The organism is Quyinboa mangrovi, from assembly GCF_042219825.1.
Lineage (GTDB): Bacteria > Bacteroidota > Bacteroidia > Bacteroidales > UBA5342 > JBHJHP01.
Genome location: NZ_JBHJHQ010000007.1, coordinates 22,843 through 41,616 on the forward strand (window position 1 = coordinate 22,843; position 18,774 = coordinate 41,616).

General features: G+C 39.6%; 13 protein-coding genes. 6 read left to right on the plus strand and 7 right to left on the minus strand.

Annotated features, from left to right (window positions below; genetic code table 11):
• Nucleotides 1-86 precede the first annotated feature (86 nt).
• Together ACE1ET_RS15290 and ACE1ET_RS15295 are read left to right on the plus strand one after the other, a co-directional pair.
• Nucleotides 87-593 carry a T9SS type A sorting domain-containing protein gene (locus ACE1ET_RS15290; RefSeq protein WP_375729295.1) on the plus strand — a complete coding sequence of 169 codons (507 nt, stop codon included), beginning with the start codon at nucleotides 87-89 and terminating at the stop codon, nucleotides 591-593.
• A 1-nt stretch (nucleotide 594) separates the two neighbouring features.
• A complete protein-coding gene (locus tag ACE1ET_RS15295; protein ID WP_375729296.1) occupies nucleotides 595-1,716 on the plus strand; it encodes a hypothetical protein in 1,122 nt (373 codons plus the stop codon).
• Between the two features lie 81 nt (nucleotides 1,717-1,797).
• On the opposite strand, the gene ACE1ET_RS15300 is transcribed toward ACE1ET_RS15295, so the two are convergent.
• From ACE1ET_RS15300 to ACE1ET_RS15330, 7 genes are all read right to left on the minus strand, one after another.
• The gene (locus tag ACE1ET_RS15300; protein ID WP_375729297.1) at nucleotides 1,798-3,393 is read right to left on the minus strand and encodes a hypothetical protein; all 1,596 of its coding nucleotides are present in this window, start codon (nucleotides 3,391-3,393) and stop codon (nucleotides 1,798-1,800) included.
• Nucleotides 3,394-3,402: 9 nt separating this feature from the next.
• Nucleotides 3,403-4,428, minus strand: coding sequence for a hypothetical protein (locus tag ACE1ET_RS15305; RefSeq protein ID WP_375729298.1), 1,026 nt, complete (start codon nucleotides 4,426-4,428; stop codon nucleotides 3,403-3,405).
• A 9-nt stretch (nucleotides 4,429-4,437) separates the two neighbouring features.
• Nucleotides 4,438-6,792 carry a hypothetical protein gene (locus ACE1ET_RS15310; RefSeq protein ID WP_375729299.1) on the minus strand — a complete coding sequence of 785 codons (2,355 nt, stop codon included), beginning with the start codon at nucleotides 6,790-6,792 and terminating at the stop codon, nucleotides 4,438-4,440.
• The gene (locus ACE1ET_RS15315) at nucleotides 6,771-8,363 is read right to left on the minus strand and encodes a hypothetical protein (protein ID WP_375729300.1); all 1,593 of its coding nucleotides are present in this window, start codon (nucleotides 8,361-8,363) and stop codon (nucleotides 6,771-6,773) included. Before ACE1ET_RS15315 ends, ACE1ET_RS15310 begins: the two co-directional genes overlap by 22 nt.
• A 10-nt stretch (nucleotides 8,364-8,373) precedes the next feature.
• Complete coding sequence (locus ACE1ET_RS15320; protein WP_375729301.1) at nucleotides 8,374-9,720, minus strand: NAD(P)-binding domain-containing protein; 1,347 nt, start codon at nucleotides 9,718-9,720, stop codon at nucleotides 8,374-8,376.
• Nucleotides 9,708-10,511, minus strand: a complete 804-nt coding sequence (locus ACE1ET_RS15325) for a hypothetical protein (protein WP_375729302.1) — start codon at nucleotides 10,509-10,511, stop codon at nucleotides 9,708-9,710. The genes ACE1ET_RS15320 and ACE1ET_RS15325 overlap by 13 nt, the downstream gene beginning before the upstream one ends.
• A 138-nt stretch (nucleotides 10,512-10,649) precedes the next feature.
• Nucleotides 10,650-13,745 carry a cytochrome c biogenesis protein CcsA gene (locus tag ACE1ET_RS15330; RefSeq protein WP_375729303.1) on the minus strand — a complete coding sequence of 1,032 codons (3,096 nt, stop codon included), beginning with the start codon at nucleotides 13,743-13,745 and terminating at the stop codon, nucleotides 10,650-10,652.
• Nucleotides 13,746-14,057: 312 nt separating this feature from the next.
• Between ACE1ET_RS15330 and ACE1ET_RS15335 the strand changes: the two genes are divergently transcribed.
• The 4 genes from ACE1ET_RS15335 (at nucleotide 14,058) to ACE1ET_RS15350 (ending at nucleotide 18,768) form a co-directional block, all read left to right on the plus strand.
• Nucleotides 14,058-14,762, plus strand: a complete 705-nt coding sequence (locus ACE1ET_RS15335) for a Bax inhibitor-1/YccA family protein (protein ID WP_375729304.1) — start codon at nucleotides 14,058-14,060, stop codon at nucleotides 14,760-14,762.
• A 23-nt stretch (nucleotides 14,763-14,785) separates the two neighbouring features.
• Complete coding sequence (locus ACE1ET_RS15340; RefSeq protein WP_375729305.1) at nucleotides 14,786-15,220, plus strand: DUF2147 domain-containing protein; 435 nt, start codon at nucleotides 14,786-14,788, stop codon at nucleotides 15,218-15,220.
• 54 nt (nucleotides 15,221-15,274) lie between these two features.
• The gene (locus ACE1ET_RS15345) at nucleotides 15,275-17,860 is read left to right on the plus strand and encodes a T9SS type A sorting domain-containing protein (RefSeq protein ID WP_375729306.1); all 2,586 of its coding nucleotides are present in this window, start codon (nucleotides 15,275-15,277) and stop codon (nucleotides 17,858-17,860) included.
• A 68-nt stretch (nucleotides 17,861-17,928) separates the two neighbouring features.
• Nucleotides 17,929-18,768, plus strand: coding sequence for a hypothetical protein (locus ACE1ET_RS15350; RefSeq protein ID WP_375729307.1), 840 nt, complete (start codon nucleotides 17,929-17,931; stop codon nucleotides 18,766-18,768).
• The last annotated feature ends 6 nt before the right edge of the window (nucleotides 18,769-18,774 follow it).

Here is an 18,774-nt window from a genome sequence, read left to right on the forward strand (position 1 = left end):
AAATATGTTAAAATTAAACATTAAGTTAACATGTATTTGTAAATTAGCTTTAATTTTAATGTGAATTAATGTTTTTGGGGTCTAAAATGATAAAAAAACACAAAAAATTAATATTGTCCGTTGTTTTTGTTCTGACTGCACTTGTGGCATTCGGACAACGATCACTGGAACTGTCAGTAATATCTTCATTTGGAGAAAATTCGGAGAGTACTTCCTATAATATTTCTCAAACCATGGGAGAACTGATGACTGAAACTTTTGAAGGTCAATCCGGTAGTTATTTTTTAACCCAGGGTTTTCATCAGGAAACAACTGTAATTACAAGCATTAATCCTGAAGAGAGCGATATTGGTTTAGTCTATCCGAATCCAACAAGAGACAGGGTTTATGTAGATTTGAACAAGACAAGTAAAAAGATTGTAAAACTGGATCTTTATGATATTACCGGAAAGATGATTAAAACGGAGTTAGCAGATTTAAGGTTTAATGAGGGAATCTCACTTTCGGAGTGTGAGAACGGTATTTATTTGTTACGGATTTCAGATGTTAACGGGAAACTAATACAGACTTGCAAAATAGAAAAAATACAATAGAATGAAAAAAATTACTTCGTTGGCATTATTGTTATTCATTGTAATAGCAGCTAATGTAAGCTCGCAGGGTTTTAACTATCAAACGGTACTAAGAAACAGTGCCGGTAAAGTAGAAGCCAATACTGCTGTTGTGCTTAAGTTTACCATAAAGCAGGGATCGGAATCAGGTACATCCGTGTATTCAGAATCACATGACGTGAGTACCAATACATTTGGTGTTATCAGTGTTGTGGTTGGAGAAGGAACTTTAATTTCAGGAGATTTTTCCACTATTGACTGGAGTAACGGGCCATATTATCTGAATGTGGATATTGATGGAGAAGATATGGGAACTTCTCAGTTGAACAGTGTACCGTTTGCAAATTATGCTAAAAAGGCTGAATCAGCTCTTACTGCTGATGCTGCAACTTCTGCGACCAATGCCGATCATGCAACTTCAGCAGATAATGCAACCTCTGCCACGAATGCAGACTATGCAACCAATGCAGGTCACGCTACGAATGCTGATAATGCAACATCGGCAACTAATGCAGATCATGCAACCAGTGCTGATAATGCTACCTCAGCAACAACTGCCAATGCTGCCAATAATCTGAATATTTCCGGTGCAGCCACTGGTGATGTCCTTTATTATGACGGATCAAAATGGGTAAGGCTAGCAAAAGGGACTGATGGTCAGGTATTAACTGTTGAATCCGGTATTCCGGCATGGAAGGATGCAGCAGGCAGCGGTTCCACGGGTCCTGAAATAGGAGAAACATATGATGGTGGAACCATTGTTGAAATATATCCGAATGGTGATGTGTTGTTGGTTTATAATACACAACTTCTATATGACGATGGAGGAGGAAATATTAGTGCCACCTTTGATTATGCAAAAGCTACAGCATTGGTTCCATCAGGATGGCATATACCTACAGTGAAAGAGTTTACGGTTGTAGAATCACATTCAGAGCTTTTGCCTTATGTTGTTTGGGTGAACACGGATGATTATTTAACATTCTGGACCGCCAGTGACTTTAACGGGGGAGGAAAATTTACTTACTACAGTGGTTTTTACAGTCCTTTACCAACAGATGGAGCCGGTCGTTTACTGGTTGTAAAAAAGGTTCCTTATAATTAGATTCCTTAACTACTTTAAATAAAAGCCAAAAGGGCGGTTGCATAGTTGTAATCGCCTTTTTTATTTTAGAATGAAGGCTGGTTAGAATCTTTTAATTAATCCCAGGTAAACCCGGTTATACAGGTTGCTGTCTTCGAGTGTAGCTTCATAATTAGCTGTGATCTGAAGCTTTTTCAGAATTCTATAGGACAATGAAAGTTCGCCAATCTTCTGGAACATGCCTGTCGGGGAGTTGGTAAAGTTGTAATCAATCACCCTGAAATTGAGCCTGCTGTAGAGTTTGCCTTTGCAGAAATCGCGGGATAGATTAAATGCATACTGCATCCCATTCAGGTAGCTGGTGTTCAGCATTGTGACATTGATGGCTGCTGTGGCATCAATCCACGGCACCTTGCTGTATGTGATGTACGCGGATGCATTATTTGTAGGAGCCGGATCACTTTTACGATAACGATACCCCGCATTGAGCGATGCCGTAAAATAATTAAAGGGTCTTAGTAAGACCTGAAAACGAAATCCCTGCCGGGTTTCATTCTCAAGAATGCGGTCTGCCAGGTTTTTAAAGGATTCAAAATAGATAACGTTCTTACGTGCATCGTAGGAGGTAAAAAAAGAAATTTTCCGCCAGGGGCGGTAGCGTAGTGACAGGTACAACCCCGTTAAATCGAGTGTGCTGGTTGGAACATCATTCTCCAGTTTGTACAAATCCAGTTCACACGATGCAAAAACATTCAGGTTTTTAACCAACGAGTTGCTATGCTGAAAGTAGGCAAACCTGCGGTCTGTTTTGCTTCCGTTCATTTGTTCAAACATCGCCAGGGAAGTACTGGCATTTCCTGTTTTAGTTTTAAAACTGTGTGCTACAAAGCCCCCAAACTGAGGCAGATTTGTATTTATGCTGTAATCTGTGTAATCCGGTCTGGTTCCACCGGCCAAACCGAAGGTGAAGTTTTTGTACCTGGTTTGAACCTGAATGCCATCAATGGCTCCTATATTTGCTACGTGTGTGTTTATTTTTCTTCCGAACCAGACATCGGTATTATCCGAGATATCGTATTTAAGAGCCAGAGAATAAATCTTAAGCCCGTTGAAAATGTTATCCTGTATCTGGCTCCATTCTCCCGAACGGTGTGTAAAACTTATGTATGCATCTGTTGATACTTTGGATCCTCCAAGATGGTCTCCCTGGAACGAAAGCGTATAGCGCATCCGTTGGTTATCTGATACATCTGTATTTGAAAAATTTGAATAAGATGCAACAGCAACCCGTCCGTAAATGCGTTGTTTTTCTTTTCGTTTAGCGCTTATTTTTTCTTTTTCAGCGCGTTCTGTTTCCGGTTTCTTTGTTACAATTTTTACTTCCGGTGCTTTGTTAACAACGGTAGCACGTCCTATAACAACATCATCTATGTCCGGTTCAATACCTGCTAAAGGTTTTGTAACACAGGAAATGGAGGAGTTTTGTGTGACTATCAGCGATGGAATAAGTTTGTCCCCTGATTTAATCGATAAGGTATCTCCTGTTGATATGCCTTCTGTTGAAGGAAAGCTAACGTAAATATTTTGCATGCTGACGTAGGAAACACGACCTTCTATGGTCTTTTGAAATACTTCCTGAGCATTTCCTGTAAATGTAAGGAGAAATATAGCAGATATGGTGGCAATCAGTTTCATCATAACGTAGTTTTAGTCTTCAGCTCTTCCAATAGGGTGGCAGCGGTAACATACATTGCTTTCCCATGAGTAATCTCTTACTTCATCGTGTTTTCTGTCCATGGCACTTTTGTTATGTTCATGGCAATCTGTACACGTAAAAACGGAATAATTCTGCGCATCATTGTGGCATGTGACGCACGAATTCCAGACATTTTTGTGTTTTCCCGAGTAAATCGGAAAATAGACGTTGTCATGTTCCCTGTAATCTGCAGGATTCCAGTTTTCTGCCAGCGTATGGCATTCTTTACAGTTCTGAGAAAATCCCAGGTCCGGATGATTCGGGTTTTGTGTCATCTCATAATCCGATGCATGGCATTCATAACAATCTGCAGTAACCGACTGAAAGGGTTTATCCACACCGTGACAAGTGATGCAATCAACCCCGGAATGTCCCTGAATCAGTGGGAAAAATCCATGTTCAAATCCGGTAGCATTCCATTCTGTTGAATGCAGACTGTGACATACTTCACATTGGGTAGAATAACCTGCGTCGGAATGATCCGGATTTGTTGTGGCCTGGTAATCCTTCTGGTGACAGCTGTAACAATCAATACCTAAAACATTGAACTGTAAAAATGAAGCCGATGGATGGCAGCTGTAGCAGTCTATGGCATTATGAGCCCCTGTTAAAGGAAACCGGCTCATTTCGTGAACTTCTGATATGTCGCTGACAATCCATGTGGTTGTGTTGTGACAAATTTCACAGCTTTGCCCTACAGTATTCTGATGGATATCGGTATGACAATCCATGCATTCGGTTCCTGCATCTTTAAAAACCAGTGAGGTATGACATTGTCTGCACGTATTCATTTTATGCTGGCCTGTAAGTTTGAAGCTGGTGGTATCATGATCAAATCCGGATTTAGCCACAAGATCCCATTCATCAGCTGTATGGCATACAGCGCAATTCACATTAAAGTCGTCACCATGCGGAGACTGGCTGTATGTTAGGCGAGCAATAAGCAGGATAGATACTATTAAAATCTTTTGACGCATTTATCTAATTTAATCAGACCTTCCGTTAGGATGGCATGAGTAACAACTTTCGCTGGCATACACATAATTCCTTACTTCCCTGTGATGACTATCTGTATCTGTCTTATTATGTTCATGACAAGTGATACAGGAGAATACACCGAAGTTGGACGCATTGGTATGACAGTCGGTACAATTATTCCATTCACCACGGTGTGCCCCGCTGTAAATCGGGAAATACTGTGCATCATGGTTGAATGTGGATGGTGACCATGCACTGGTCGTATGGCAATCCTCACACACTTTCGGGAAATTCGCCGCTGCATGATTTGGATCTGTTGCTGAATTATAATCGCCGGCATGACAGCCATAGCATTCAGATGGTGTATTGGTATAACCTTCGGAATGACACCGGATGCAATTATCGGCTATCGTTGCATGCGCACCTGTCAATGGATAAAAACTGTCGTGATTAAATGTGGACGGGCTCCATCCGGTTGTGTTGTGACAGGTTTCACAGGTGGTTGGAAACTGTGCATCCGCATGGTTCGGATTTGTGGTTGTATTATAATCCTGTGCATGGCAACCATAACAATTGTTTGGTGTATTGGTATAACCATTGGCATGGCAGGCATTGCAGTTATCTGCAATTTCAGCATGTGCTCCTACCAGTGGATATAATGTGGAATGATCAAACGTTGAAGGCGTCCAGCTGTTCGGACTGTGACATGTTTCGCATGTTGTTGGGAAATGCGCATCAATGTGATTTGGTTCCGTAGTTGCATTATAATCCTTCGTGTGACAGCCGTAGCAATTATTTGGTGTGTTGGTATAGCCATCTGCGTGGCACAGCTTACAGTTGTCTTTAATTTCGGCATGTGCACCAATAAGAGGATAGAACTGATCGTGGTTGAAGATGGAAGGCGACCATCCCTGATCCGTGTGACATATCTCGCATTCGGTCGGGAACTTAGCATCAACGTGATTGGGATCAGTTGTGGCATTGTAGTCCTGTGCATGGCAGCCATAACAATTGTTCGGTGTATTCGTATAACCATCTTTGTGACAAAGCATACACTGATCTGCAATGGCCGCATGTTCTCCGCGCAACGGATAATAATTATCATGGATGGCAAATGTGGCTGGTGACCAATCCGGGTTTGTACTATGGCACTGATCACAGTTGTCAGGGAAGTTCAGGTCCCGATGAGGCGGATTCTGTGATGCAATATAATCCGCCGTATGGCAATCCTTGCAAACGGTTGATGTGCCTGCATAACCATTGGTATGGCAATTGAGGCACTCGGCATCCCTGTGTGCTCCTGTAAGCGGGAAGCTGGTAAGATCGTGATTAAAAGCGCCTGTTTTTGATCCGTCCGGATGACAGGCAAAACAAGCCTGATCGTTATAACTGTAACCACTTACATCGCTGTGTTCTTCGTCCGTATCAGCCTTATTATGTTCATGACAGGCCGTACAACTGAATTGTGTATAATCACCGGGTACCGTATGGCACTCGGTACAGCTTTCCCATGTACCATTGTGTGTGCCTGAATAAACAGGGAAGTAGCTGGCATCGTGAGCTTCAAACCTGGCTGGAGACCATCCCGGATGCGTGGTATGACATTCTTCACATTGTTGTGAAAATCCTGCATTTACATGGGATGGATTATTTGTTCCGCTAAAATCTTCAGCATGGCAGGAATAACATTCTGCTGACGTATTGGTGTAGTTATTATCCTTGTGGCATGAGGAACAATCGTTCAGATTATGTCCTTCTGTTAAAGGGAAAAAGCTGTGATCAAAACTCTGTGAAGTCCAGTTGGTGGCATTCATGGAATGGCAATCAGTACATTCAGTAGAAAAACCTGAAGTCACGTGGTTTGGATTTGTGGTGGCCATAAACTGTTCTTTATGGCAGTCGTAGCATTCCACGCCCTGTGGATCAAACCGTAACATGGAGGCCGATTTATGGCAATCGTAACAATCGGCAGTGGCATGTGCTCCAACCAACGGGAAGCGACTGTTCATGTGCATTTCCATAACATTATTCATGATCCATGAACCGGTATTGTGGCAACGGTCGCAGTCCTCGCCTACTGTATTCTGGTGAATATCGGAATGGCATGAAATACACGTTGTTCCTGCCCTGGAAAATTCGAGTGAAGTATGGCAGTACCGGCAGTCTACATTCTGATGCTGTCCGGTTAACTTGAAACCTGTGGAATCGTGATTAAAGGTTGATTTTTTAACCAGATCCCAGCTCTCCGGAGAGTGACATACATCGCAGCTGATGTTGAAAATGTCTCCGTGCGGCGACTGCCCCTGGCTGAATAAAGCAACAGGAAACAGCAGTAAAACGATTATTTGTGACAGGTTGCGCATTCTATCTTTTCATTATCGTAAAGGTATTTTACATATCTTCCTTTCAGTGTTCTTACTTCGCTGTGGCACTGATAGCAATCCACACTGGCATGTGCTCCTTCGAGTTTGAACCTTGTGTTGTCGTGGTTAAACTTACCGGCTTCCCAGTTGTCAAAACCATGACATTGTTCGCAACCTTTGTCCCCGTATTTTTCAAACTGACCGCGATGTTCATCAGTATGGCATTCCAGGCAGGCACCTTTCAGCGATGCAAATTTCTGTTCTTTAACCTGATTTTCATTTTTGGGGAAGTGGCAGCTGCTACAATCTGTTTGCGCATGTACTCCGGATAGTTCAAATCCGGTCTGATCATGATCGAATGTTACTTTGGCCCAGGTGTTTACGGTATGGCAATTCATGCAGCCATTGTTGTCGGTGTATTTGGCCTCCATGTAATCCTGGTGTATATTTTCGTGACAATCAGCACAGTTGGTGCCTATTTTTCTGAAGTGCCAGTCTTCCTGTTTTTTGTGACACGCAAAACAAGGCGTAGCCAAATGTGCACCTTCCAGTTTAAATGCTGACTCGTTATGCATCTCGATAGTGAAATTTGAGCGTTTAAAACCCTTTACTGTATGGCAGTCGCTGCAATCGGTATATTTTTTTTCTGCTGTAAATTCTCCTTTATGGTAGTCTTCGTGACAATTGTTGCAGTATTTGTGCTGTAAAGGATCGGTATATTTTCCTGTGGTATGGCATTCTTTACAATCCACATTTACATGCATGCCTTCAAGCGGATAACCGGTCTTGCTATGATCAAAAGTATTCATGCCCTTGATAATTGTAAAGGATTCCTCCGTGTGGCATTGTCTACAGTTCTGTCCGAATCTGTTGTTATGGACATCTTCGTGACAGCTGGTGCAATTGCTGTGATCTACGTTGGCAAAGTGCTGAAATTCTTCACCGTCAATTATCTCGTCTTTATGGCACTCAATACAATCCACCTGCTGATGTTTGCCTTTTAACACAAAATCTGTTTCATTGTGATTAAACCCCGGTGCAGGTCTGAACTTTTCATAGTTGTGACATTCCAGGCAGTTATCGCTTAACGTTTCGCGATGAAAGTCCTTATGACAGGCCAGACATTCCTGAACAAGGCCCAGATAGGTCATGGTTTTCTTTTTAATCTCCTTATCCTGTATAAATTCTTTCTTGTGGCAGGCTTCACAATCCTGATCTGCATGTGCACCTTCAAGTTTATAACCCGTAAGATTATGGTCGAAAGTTTCTGTGTTAAGATCGGTAAGGTCATATTCCCTGCCGTGATGTTCATTATGGCATTCAAAACAAGACTTCCCTTTTACTTCGGTAGATGAATGGAAACCTTCTCCTGTATCAATACGTACTGCTACTTCTTTATGACAATCGAGGCACTTTGCATTGGAAACCTTTTTCCCAAGTTCGTGGCATTTAGTACAGTTGCTGATCCCTTCGAGATCCTGATGAAACGAAGATAAATCACCGGGGGAGATCTGTCCGAAAGACAGGATCATCGGTATGAGAAAAAGATATATAAGTAGGATTTTTTTCATTTGGGGACTTTTAGTGCTTTAATAATGCCTCTCCGTGTTTTCGCGTGATTTTTATGCCAACCTTTTCAAGAAATTTGGTTGGTAATTCACCGCCGGCAAAAATATATACAAGGTCGTTGGGTATGATTTCCTCTTCGCCTGTTACGCTGTTTTTAAGGATGACACTTTCAGGATGTATTTCAGCTACATTTGTGCTGAACCTAACTTCCACGTCTCCCGCTTCAATAGCTTTAGTGATGCGTGTGCTGTTGCCAGGTTTAATTCTGCTGAATGCATCACTGCGGTAGGATAGGATTACTTTATTGTTGTCGGCAAGTAACATTGCGGATTCCACTGCGGAATCACCACCGCCAACCACCATGATTTTTTTATTATGAATATCTTCCGGTTCAAGCAGACGGTAAGCAACTTTTTCAGATATTTCACCGGGAACGCCAAGTTTTCTCGGAGTTCCTCGTCTTCCTATCGACAGAAGAACCCGCGATGTTTTTAACTCATCACCCGTTTTTGTTTTTATGATAAAGGAACCATCGTTATGAATGATTTCTTCCACCTTCGTTTCCTGACGAATCTCAATGCCATTTTTCGATAAGGCATTATTCCAGAGCTTCAGCAGTTCTTCTTTAGAGGTTTCATGCAGTTTTACTTTTCCCCATCCCGGCAGATCCATCTGATTGGTCATTACAATCTTTGAACGCGGAAAGGTATAAACAGTTCCTCCTAGTGTATCCTGTTCAAGTGTGACAAATTTCAGTTTGTGCTGTTTCGCCGTCAGGGAAGCTGAAATGCCAGCCGGTCCGGCTCCGATAATAACCAGATCAAGCTGATCGGGTTTTGATTCCGGAAGATCCTTCATAATATTCTCTACCGCCTGACGTCCCTGCTCCACCGCATTTTTGATAAGACCCATTCCGCCAAGTTCTCCGGCTATGTAAATCCCTTTTATGTTGGTCTCGAACTTTTCGCTCACATGAGGAAGGTCCACACCTCGTTTTTCCGTTCCAATACAAAGTGTGATGGCCTCTACCGGACAGGCGTGAAAGCATGCCCCATGTCCGATACAACGGGATGCATTGATCACGGTTCCCCTTCCACTGCTAATTCCCAGAACATCTTTTTCCGGACAGGCCCTGACGCAGGCACCGCTTCTAATACAGCTGTTAATGTTGATGACCGGATGTAATGACACGGGTTCAAAGAGTCCGTGTTCCTTGGCAAATGAAATCTTTTTTTCCGTCTGTTTGGTTTCACGGCGTAACTTGAAAAAGTAAATGCCGAGTATGACCAATACGATAAAAGCAACCGATCCGTAGATGATTACTTTTTCCAGTAATATGCCTTCCATTAAAATACCCATCTGTAACCAAATATTATGGTAATAACCACGTGAATGACCATGATGATTATCATGATCAGTGCAAAAGGAAGATGAGCCACATGCCAGTAACGGAAAAGGTTTTGCATCCGTTCCAGACGTTTGATTCGTCGTCCCAAACTTTTTTCAGACTTGAAGTGTGAAAGGGCTTTACGGATTTCCTGACCTGAAAGCTTCTTTGCCTTAAGCTCTGCTTTAAGTCTGTTGACCGCTTCCCTGCTTTTATTATCGGGTAAATCAAAAAGTGCTTCTTCAACGCCATAATCCTGTGTGAGTTTGAGTTTGAACTCATCTTTCAGATTATTCACTTCATTTAAACTAAGCGCCCTTCCTTCTATTGTTCTTGGTATCTGAAGATAGATGTAGCGTCCCAGAACGCCACTCAGAACCACGGCAACCATGCTCCAGAAACTTACCGACACAATGCCTCCGAATTTAAAGGAAGTATGGTATAGTACAAGTATTGGTCCAAGCGAACATAAGAATATATGGAACTCCAGCCAGTATTTAAGAACGCCAACTCTGGAAAATACTCTTAAACGTTTTCTGGCCATGTAAGTAAATATGCCTGTCAGAATAAGAAGTGTTCCGATAATGCCATAACCATGACCAAGAAGTCCGCTGGGTTTCAGCTTATCATAATCCGCATGATGAAACCGGTCTGCAATATCCACATTGTAAAATGCCCAGCCCCTGACAGCCAAAATAATCGCGATAGCGACTGTTATAAAAACAAATGACCAGATATAGAATTTATGAAACTTAGGTGACATGGTTTATAATACTGTAATTTTTATATCAAATATAACGATAGATGCTTAATAATATGTTAACAGTAAGTAATTTATAGGCAGTCTTAATAGGGATAGCCTATAGAATTGCTAGGATAAATTTTTCGGTTTTTTAGAATGTCAGGATTTAATATTCCTGACCTTTGTTATGCTCTCTTTGTAGTATGCTGCTGAAATAATTACAATTATAAGTATTGCGGTTATGTATACAGCATTAGGTATCGGAGGCGCATCTCCCTGGGCATAGGAATGCAATCCTGACAAGTAATAATTTACGCCAAAGAATGTCATCAACACCGAGCTGAAACTGATCAGTGTTAAGCCGTTAAACAACGCTGCACTTTTAAATGATGGAATTTTTTTAAGATGTAATACAATTGAATACACCAGAATGGTTACCAGTGCCCAGGTTTCCTTTGGATCCCAGCCCCAGTAACGTCCCCAGGATTCATTAGCCCAAATACCTCCGAGAAAAGCTCCGGCAGTCAACAGGATCAGACCAATAATCAGTGATATCTCGATGATAATGGATATCTCCCGAATATTGAGTTCGATATTCTTTCGGTTGTTGTTCGTTTTAAAGGTGATCAGAATAAGGTTTAACAGCGCAAGCAGTGCTCCAATGGCTAAAAATCCATAGCTTGAAGTAATTACAGCGACGTGAACAATAAGCCAGTATGATTTTAATACCGGCACCAGTGGTGTGATTTCAGGATTCATCCAGCTGAAACTTGCAACCATAAGCATGATACCTGCCAGAAGATTGGTTACTGCCAGGGTAATACCCGACTGACGGGCAAAGATCATTCCGGCAAGTGCCGTAGCCCATCCTACGAATATCATGGTTTCGTAACCATTGCTCCATGGGGCATGACCCGAAATATACCAGCGCAGGCCTATTCCTGCAGTATGAAGTGCAAAAATCAGTGCAGATACCAGTATGGCTCCTCCGTTCACATACTTCAGTGAAAGCCGGGGCTTGAATACAGTGAGCAGGTTTATTATCAGTAGAATCAGTCCTACGGTCTGATAGATTCTTGAAAGTTTTCCAAACAGGTTCAGCTTGCTGTAAAGCACTTCAGACTTTATTTTAAATGATGATGGTATAATTTTGCTGCCATGCATCAACTGGTAGGTTTTTATGCTGAGTAATAATGAACTGGCGTTGCTCCAGTTTCCGGAAGACATAGCTTTGGCAGCTTCCTGCAAATATGCATTGTACATCTGAACAGGAGAGCTCTCACCTTCTCCTAAATGGTTTGAAGGGAAAGTTTGGGCGGTTGTCCAGTTTTGACGGTCATCATCCGGTAAAGGGAAAAATTTAAAGAATGAGTTGTTGTAGATTTGGTAACAGATGTTGATACGTTCGTCAAGGTTTATCACTTCCTTATCGTATTTATTCCTTGTATTAGGATCTTTTTGATACGTTGAACTGACGAGTTTCTGTAGTTTATAATCACCCGAATTATCAAACATATTATGATAGCTGATATAACCGGATGGAGCACCAAGCTGTTTAGCCAGACTACCGTTTGAAATTTTGATAATCGGTTCATCCTGCCAGCGAGTCGGATCAGTCATCATGCCAAGAATGACCTCTGTAGAGGATAAACCATCATATGTTTCTTTTTTATATAATTTCCGCATTAATTCGGATGTCAGAGTTGCAAATGGTTCAACCCTGCCATTTTTATCCTGAACCAGAAGTGAGTTCAGCTCTTTAATGTGTTCTTTTTTAGTGGATGCAAAATCAGCAGGATTGTTTGCAAATGTCGTTGCTGGCATTACCATCATTAACAGCAGAATTGCCGGGAGAGCCGCCCGTTTCAGTTTACGTATTTCACTGCTCTGACGGATCAATGAACGAAGTTTACTGTTTCGGTTAAACAGCGTCAGTACCATTCCCAGGCCTAAAAGGAAATACCCCAGATATGAAACAAATGTTCCCCAGTAATCGTGGCTGACAGATAGAATTGTTCCTTTTTCATCCTGATCGTAAGAAGACTGGAAAAAGCGGAATCCATCGTATTTAAGAATGTGGTTCATATAAATTCGAAAAGGAAATGACGTATTGTTTTGCGGATCATTCAGTACTACATCACTTGCATAGGATGAAGGACTGTGCGATCCGGGATAGCGTTCCAGATCAAAATCCTTTAACTGAACAGAGAACGGAAGCTTTTTGGTAATGGATCCAAAATAAACTTTCAGATCAATATCGTCCAGGCGGGTTTCAGTTGGGATTCCATCACCGTTTTGATTGATCAGACTAATCCTATCCGAGGCATTGTCGGTTGATACCGACACAACCAACCCTTGCGAACCGGTTTGCATTTTGGTATTTGTTGAGATACTTTTTTCGGCATGCGGCATAAATGATTTGATGACAAACACATGCCCACCACCCCGGTAAATTGTTTTTTCCATGGCATCGTGGCGTTCACCGGCAGCCAGAATAGTCGTGTCGCCTTTGGCCATCATGCTGGTAACAATCACATCTGACTTTGAGATAAACTGAGGCTTGTTCTGATCGTATAAGAATGTAATCATTCCAGGCTGATCCGGATCAAATGAATACGTATGCATGTCTACGGTTGCTTTTTCTCCCTGAAGCAGATCAAATTCGTGCCCTGCTTTTCGCATATCCATAATAAACAGCGAAACACCGGGCAGCCCAACATTGGATGGTTTCAGAACCTGTTCTGCATTTGGAAGGAATAATTCAGTTTCAAGGTTAACTTTGCGTCCGCCAATTTCAAGGGATTCTGTGTAGCGGTTTGATCCTTTGTGTGTCAATCGGATTTTTCGCGACACTTTTTCATTTACGCCTTTATAGCTGGCTTCCATGGTTAGGTACGTATGACTCAAGGTAATGATATCCGAAGATTCACCTTCACGAATATGCATGGTACCTTCATAGCTTATATGTCGGGTGATGGCACCTCCTCCCAGAATCAGAAGAAAAGCCAGGTGGAAAAGAAGAATCGTCCATTTTTTGGGTTTATAAAGCTTGTTTTTGATGACATTTCCGGTCAGATTTATGGCAATAAGTCCCAGGAGAACTTCGAACCATGGTGCCACGTAAACCAGTTTTTTTGCGGTTTCAGTTCCATAGGCACTCTCAATAAATGTGGCCCAGCCAATGGCAACAGCAAAAATAAGCATCAGCACAACTGCAGTTGCCATAGAAAACAGAATATTTCCCAGCTTCTTCATTTTGTTCTTTTTTCAGGAATAATTTGACAAATGTATATGTTTTATTCAGAAGATATTCATATTTATGTTCATACAATGCTAGTTTATCGGTAGTATAAATTAACGGGATTAAATGTTGCTTATTATTTTGAACGTATATGAATGTTCCAAGCCTGCATCAGCAGTGAATTTACACATACATACGTTGGTTTTTCTAAGCATTGTTTGAATTATTTCTAAATTTGGTTATCCGGTTGTATGCCGAACATTAAATTAATACATTTAAACCAATTAGTTTAATATTTTTACCCATCGGAAAATATCAAAGATAAAATGACACAAAACCAACTTTCCTACACCGGCGAATTTGAAGTCGCGGCAGAACAGCAACGGTTTATAACTAAAGTATATGGCTGGATGACCTTTGCCCTTGCAATAACCGGACTGATCGCTATGTGGATTTCATCCACGCCTCAAATTGTAAATGTTATTGCAGGTAACCGGTTTTTATTTTTCGGGCTGTTGATTGGTGAACTCGTATTGGTTGGAAGTCTGGCCTCTATGGTACAACGGATATCTGCTCAACTGGCCACCTTACTTTTTGTTCTTTACGCCGTATTAAACGGACTGACATTTTCGGTTATTTTTTTGCTTTTCACAACTGAATCCATAGCCTCAACTTTTTTGATTACCGCAGGAACCTTTGGCGTGATGAGTTTTTACGGATACGTCACAAAATCAGATTTAACCCGGATGGGTAATCTGCTGTTCATGGCTTTAATCGGGTTAATCATTGCTTCTGTCGTCAATTTCTTTTTTCAGAACGAGATGTTGTACTGGATCACCACTTATGCCGGGGTATTCATTTTTGTGGGGCTGGTGGCCTATGATACCCAAAAGATCAAAAAGATGAACATCATAGGGAATGAAGGCACTGAAGAGGATAAAAAGGAAGCCATTATGGGAGCTCTGACTCTTTATCTTGATTTTATCAACCTGTTCCTCTTTTTATTGCGTATTTTCGGAAGAAGGAGGTAGTAAACAACAATAATAGGTTCAAAATGAAAAAATTATTTCCAATCTTCATTATTATACTTCTGTTTCATTCCTGTTCAGATAAATACCGAAAGGTATCTAATGATAAATTTATCGGTACATGGGAACTGCAGGGTGCTTCAATTTTAACAGGGATTCATGTCAAAATAACAAAGGAAGATGGAGGATTAAAAGGACGGATTGTAAAACTAAATGAGAATAAATATGTAACCCTGTTCGCAGATTCAGCAGATACCTGGATTTCTGGAATTGAACGGAGTTCAAACTTCTCGTTTATCATTACTGAAAATAAGTTGGGTAAACCGCTGTTTGGATTATATGGTCTTCCGACTTCTCAGCAATATAAGGCAGAATTTATTAATGATAATACTATTGGTTTAGCTATAGACAGTTCTGATCCGAAAAGGTCTTCAAGAGTTTATGTGCGTATAAATAATTAATCATTAAATTTGATGAATTAAGTAATTTGCTCAAACATACCTTAAAACAATATTATGAAAAAAATTATTTTTATCAATGTATTTATCGTTTTTACCCATTTGGTAAATTCCCAAATTTTTGATTGGGCTTATACTAATGGCGGATTCACTGACAATTTTCTGTTCTGTTCTGAACTTACAAAAAACAATGAGGTTATTTTAGCTAGTAATGGAATAATACGTGGCATAGAGAGTGAGGTGATTTTTTGCAAACTTGATCAAAATGGCAAGATTTTTTGGATGTTCTATCCGGATTATTCGTCTTTCTGTGTTCCAACAGATGTCGTAATTGATAGCAATGAAGATGTTATTTTTACGGGATACTATTCTTCGATGACAATAGGTGATAGTGAGTTGACACATTCTACACAGCCGCGTTCTTTTATACTTAAATTGGATAAGAATGGAAACTTAATATGGATAAAAGATTTTGGTTCTCCCAGCGTAACAAACGCGACTTATTCAAATGCTGTTTCAGTTGATTATGAAAATAATATTTATCTAACGGGTACTTTTAATACATCCCTTAATTTTGGTGATAATCAGTTATTGAGTAATGGTTCTACAGACATATTTATAGCATCTATAAATGCTGAAGGTGATCCGTTATGGGCAAAGTCATATGGCGGGATTAGTGATGACTGGACTTATGATATAGATGTTTTTGGTGAAACTATGTGTATTGCAGGTGCATACACAGATAATAATGTTGTATTTGATACAATTGTTCCTCCAAATATTGAAAATGCATCAATTATAGGATTTGTAGCAAATTTTAATCTTGATGGATCAATAAACTGGATTACCACCAACGAGTCATATAAATGGTCATTTAGTGAAATTTTAGATTTAGCGCATGATACAAATGGGAATATATACGGTTATGGACAATATGAAGGAGAATTAAAGTATCACAATGATACCTTAAAATCTCCTTCAAGTATTGCCGGCAGCATGCTGTATAAAATGGACAGGAACGGACATAAAATTTGGGCAAGGCAAGTTGACAACTCCGTTTATGAGTTTTTTAGTGATCATTTAGAAGGAACAATATACAGGAAAAACGGAGCTATTACATGTGATGATAATAATAATCTTTTTTTAGGATCAAGCTTTAAAGATAGCTTGATAATTGCAGATAAAAATTTGAAAAGTGGAAATGAAGACCAATATTGGGATTCAAGAGATATTTTTATAGCTAAGTTTAACGAGATTGGGTATGTTCAATGGATGAGGATAATAGAAGGTGCGTCTAATGATAGAATTACATCAATCCATTCATCAGGGGATAAGTTCGTAGTAGCAGGGATATATAAAAGTGATAGTTTACGATTTGATACTACGCTTATAGAAAATTATGCTGGCAAAATGAGTTATGATGTTTTTTGTGCAACTTTCGGAGACACAACAACTAATAAATGTCCAGTTTTTAAATCTAAAATCACATCAATTAGGGATTATGTATGTGAAGATCATGAACTAGCTATTGCTTGTAACACAAATTATGGGAATACGTATTCGCTATTTCTTAATGATACACTGTTAGGTACATCCTATAATATGGACTGGAGTGTAAGTAAATCTGGGCAGTATAATTTTATTATCAACAAAGATTTGGTATGTTCAGACACGACACTTTCTAAATTAATTAACAAAAGAGACAAGCCTCAGGTTGATCTTAAAGCAGAATCAATTCTTTTTGATTGTTATGCTGATAGTGTTAAATTGGAATCTAAGGATAGTGTAGTTTATTTATATTCATGGTATCATAAAACTGATTTGCTTAATTCAGACACCAGTATATTATTTATCAAAACCCCCGGATTGTATATTTGTGAGATTAATGACGGTTATTGCATAAATAGGGATACGTTGCTGGTTGAAATGGATAATCCTAAAATTAATATGTATTCAGATAATACAGTTATATGTCCTGGAGATACTGTTGTATTATTTACAGAATATGATACATCCTATATTTATTCCTGGTTTTTAAACGATTTCGATTTAAGTTTAGATAGTAATAATATTCGCGTGGAAAAAGGCGGTAAATATACCGTAAATGTTAATAAGGGCAAATGTAAATCATCTGATTCTGTTACGATTATTTCCAGTTATGCACCTGTTTTTACTTTCGAAAAGGATACAATTTATTCGGATGTGCTACCAATTCGTCTTTCTCCTGAAAATGATTCAACCTATGAATACAATTGGTATTTTGAAGACACAAACTTTATTTCTTCGAATTTTACTATTGATGCTTCTAGATATGGGAAATATAAAATCATTGTAGAAAATAGATGTGGAGCAGTTGCTGATAGCATTTATGTGATTCTCGATGTTACTGATAATTATCAGGGGATAGATAAGGAAGGAAATATTCTTATTTATCCAAATCCAACTAAGGGACTATTTACTATTTATAGTACCAAAGATAATTATACATTTGAACTTACCGATATTAATGGAAGATTGATCGTTGAAAATGATATGAATTTTAATAAAGTTGTAGATATTTCAAAAATGTCAAGAGGTGTATATATTATTAATATTAAGAGGGATAATATTGTTGTAAAGCAAGTTAAAATTTTAAAGAACTAGTTCATTATTAGATGTTTAAAAATATTGTATAGAAGTTCGACTTGAACCAGACTAAAAGATTAAATGCTATGTTTTTTGTTAAAAAAATCGTATTCTTTGTGCTAAGTGCAATTGTGATGTCTTCCTGTCATAATAAGCTCCCTGTGGATTCAAATTCTCATATAATTAACAGGATTGACAGCATGAGTTTCACAGATACCGTGTATGAAGTGACCTTTAATGCAGAGGACATCATACAGGACACAATATCCATCAGGTATATAAAAGAAAATGACTCAGGTCAGGTCGTATTCGAGCGGTTGGAATCACTACATCCCAACTTTTATTCCGTTAATGAATCTTATTATAAAGATGGGCGTTTAGTATTACGCAACGCGCAATTAAACGGGCAACCTTATTCAAAGTATGAGAATTTTTTTGATAAAGATACCTTACTTATCAGGTCAGACATGATAAATTTTGACAGTGGAAGAAACGATACATTTATCATTCGCTACAATTATACTTACTTTCCTGATGGAACTAATAAAACCATTAAATCCTTTACCGAAGGTGATACAACGGATACCTATCAGTTGACCAGGTACAATGAAAAAGGTAAGGCAGTTTCAGGGATATTTGTTTTAAAGGGCGATACGGTTCAGGATATGACGTATTTCTATGACAATGGTAAATTAAAAAAATCTGTTCTGGAGTTTATCGGATCAAACCGGAAAGAAGTTCATAATTTTAATCGCGATGAAAAGGAAGTCTTAAGAGAATATTATGCGCTAATCAATAATAAGCCAGTTCTCACTAAAGAAAAGAGCTGGGAATATGATCGTGATGGAATCCTTCTTTCGTCGGAAACAAAATACATGGATAACAGAAAACCGGAATTGAGAAGATACATTAAAACAAGTGACTGAGGGAAT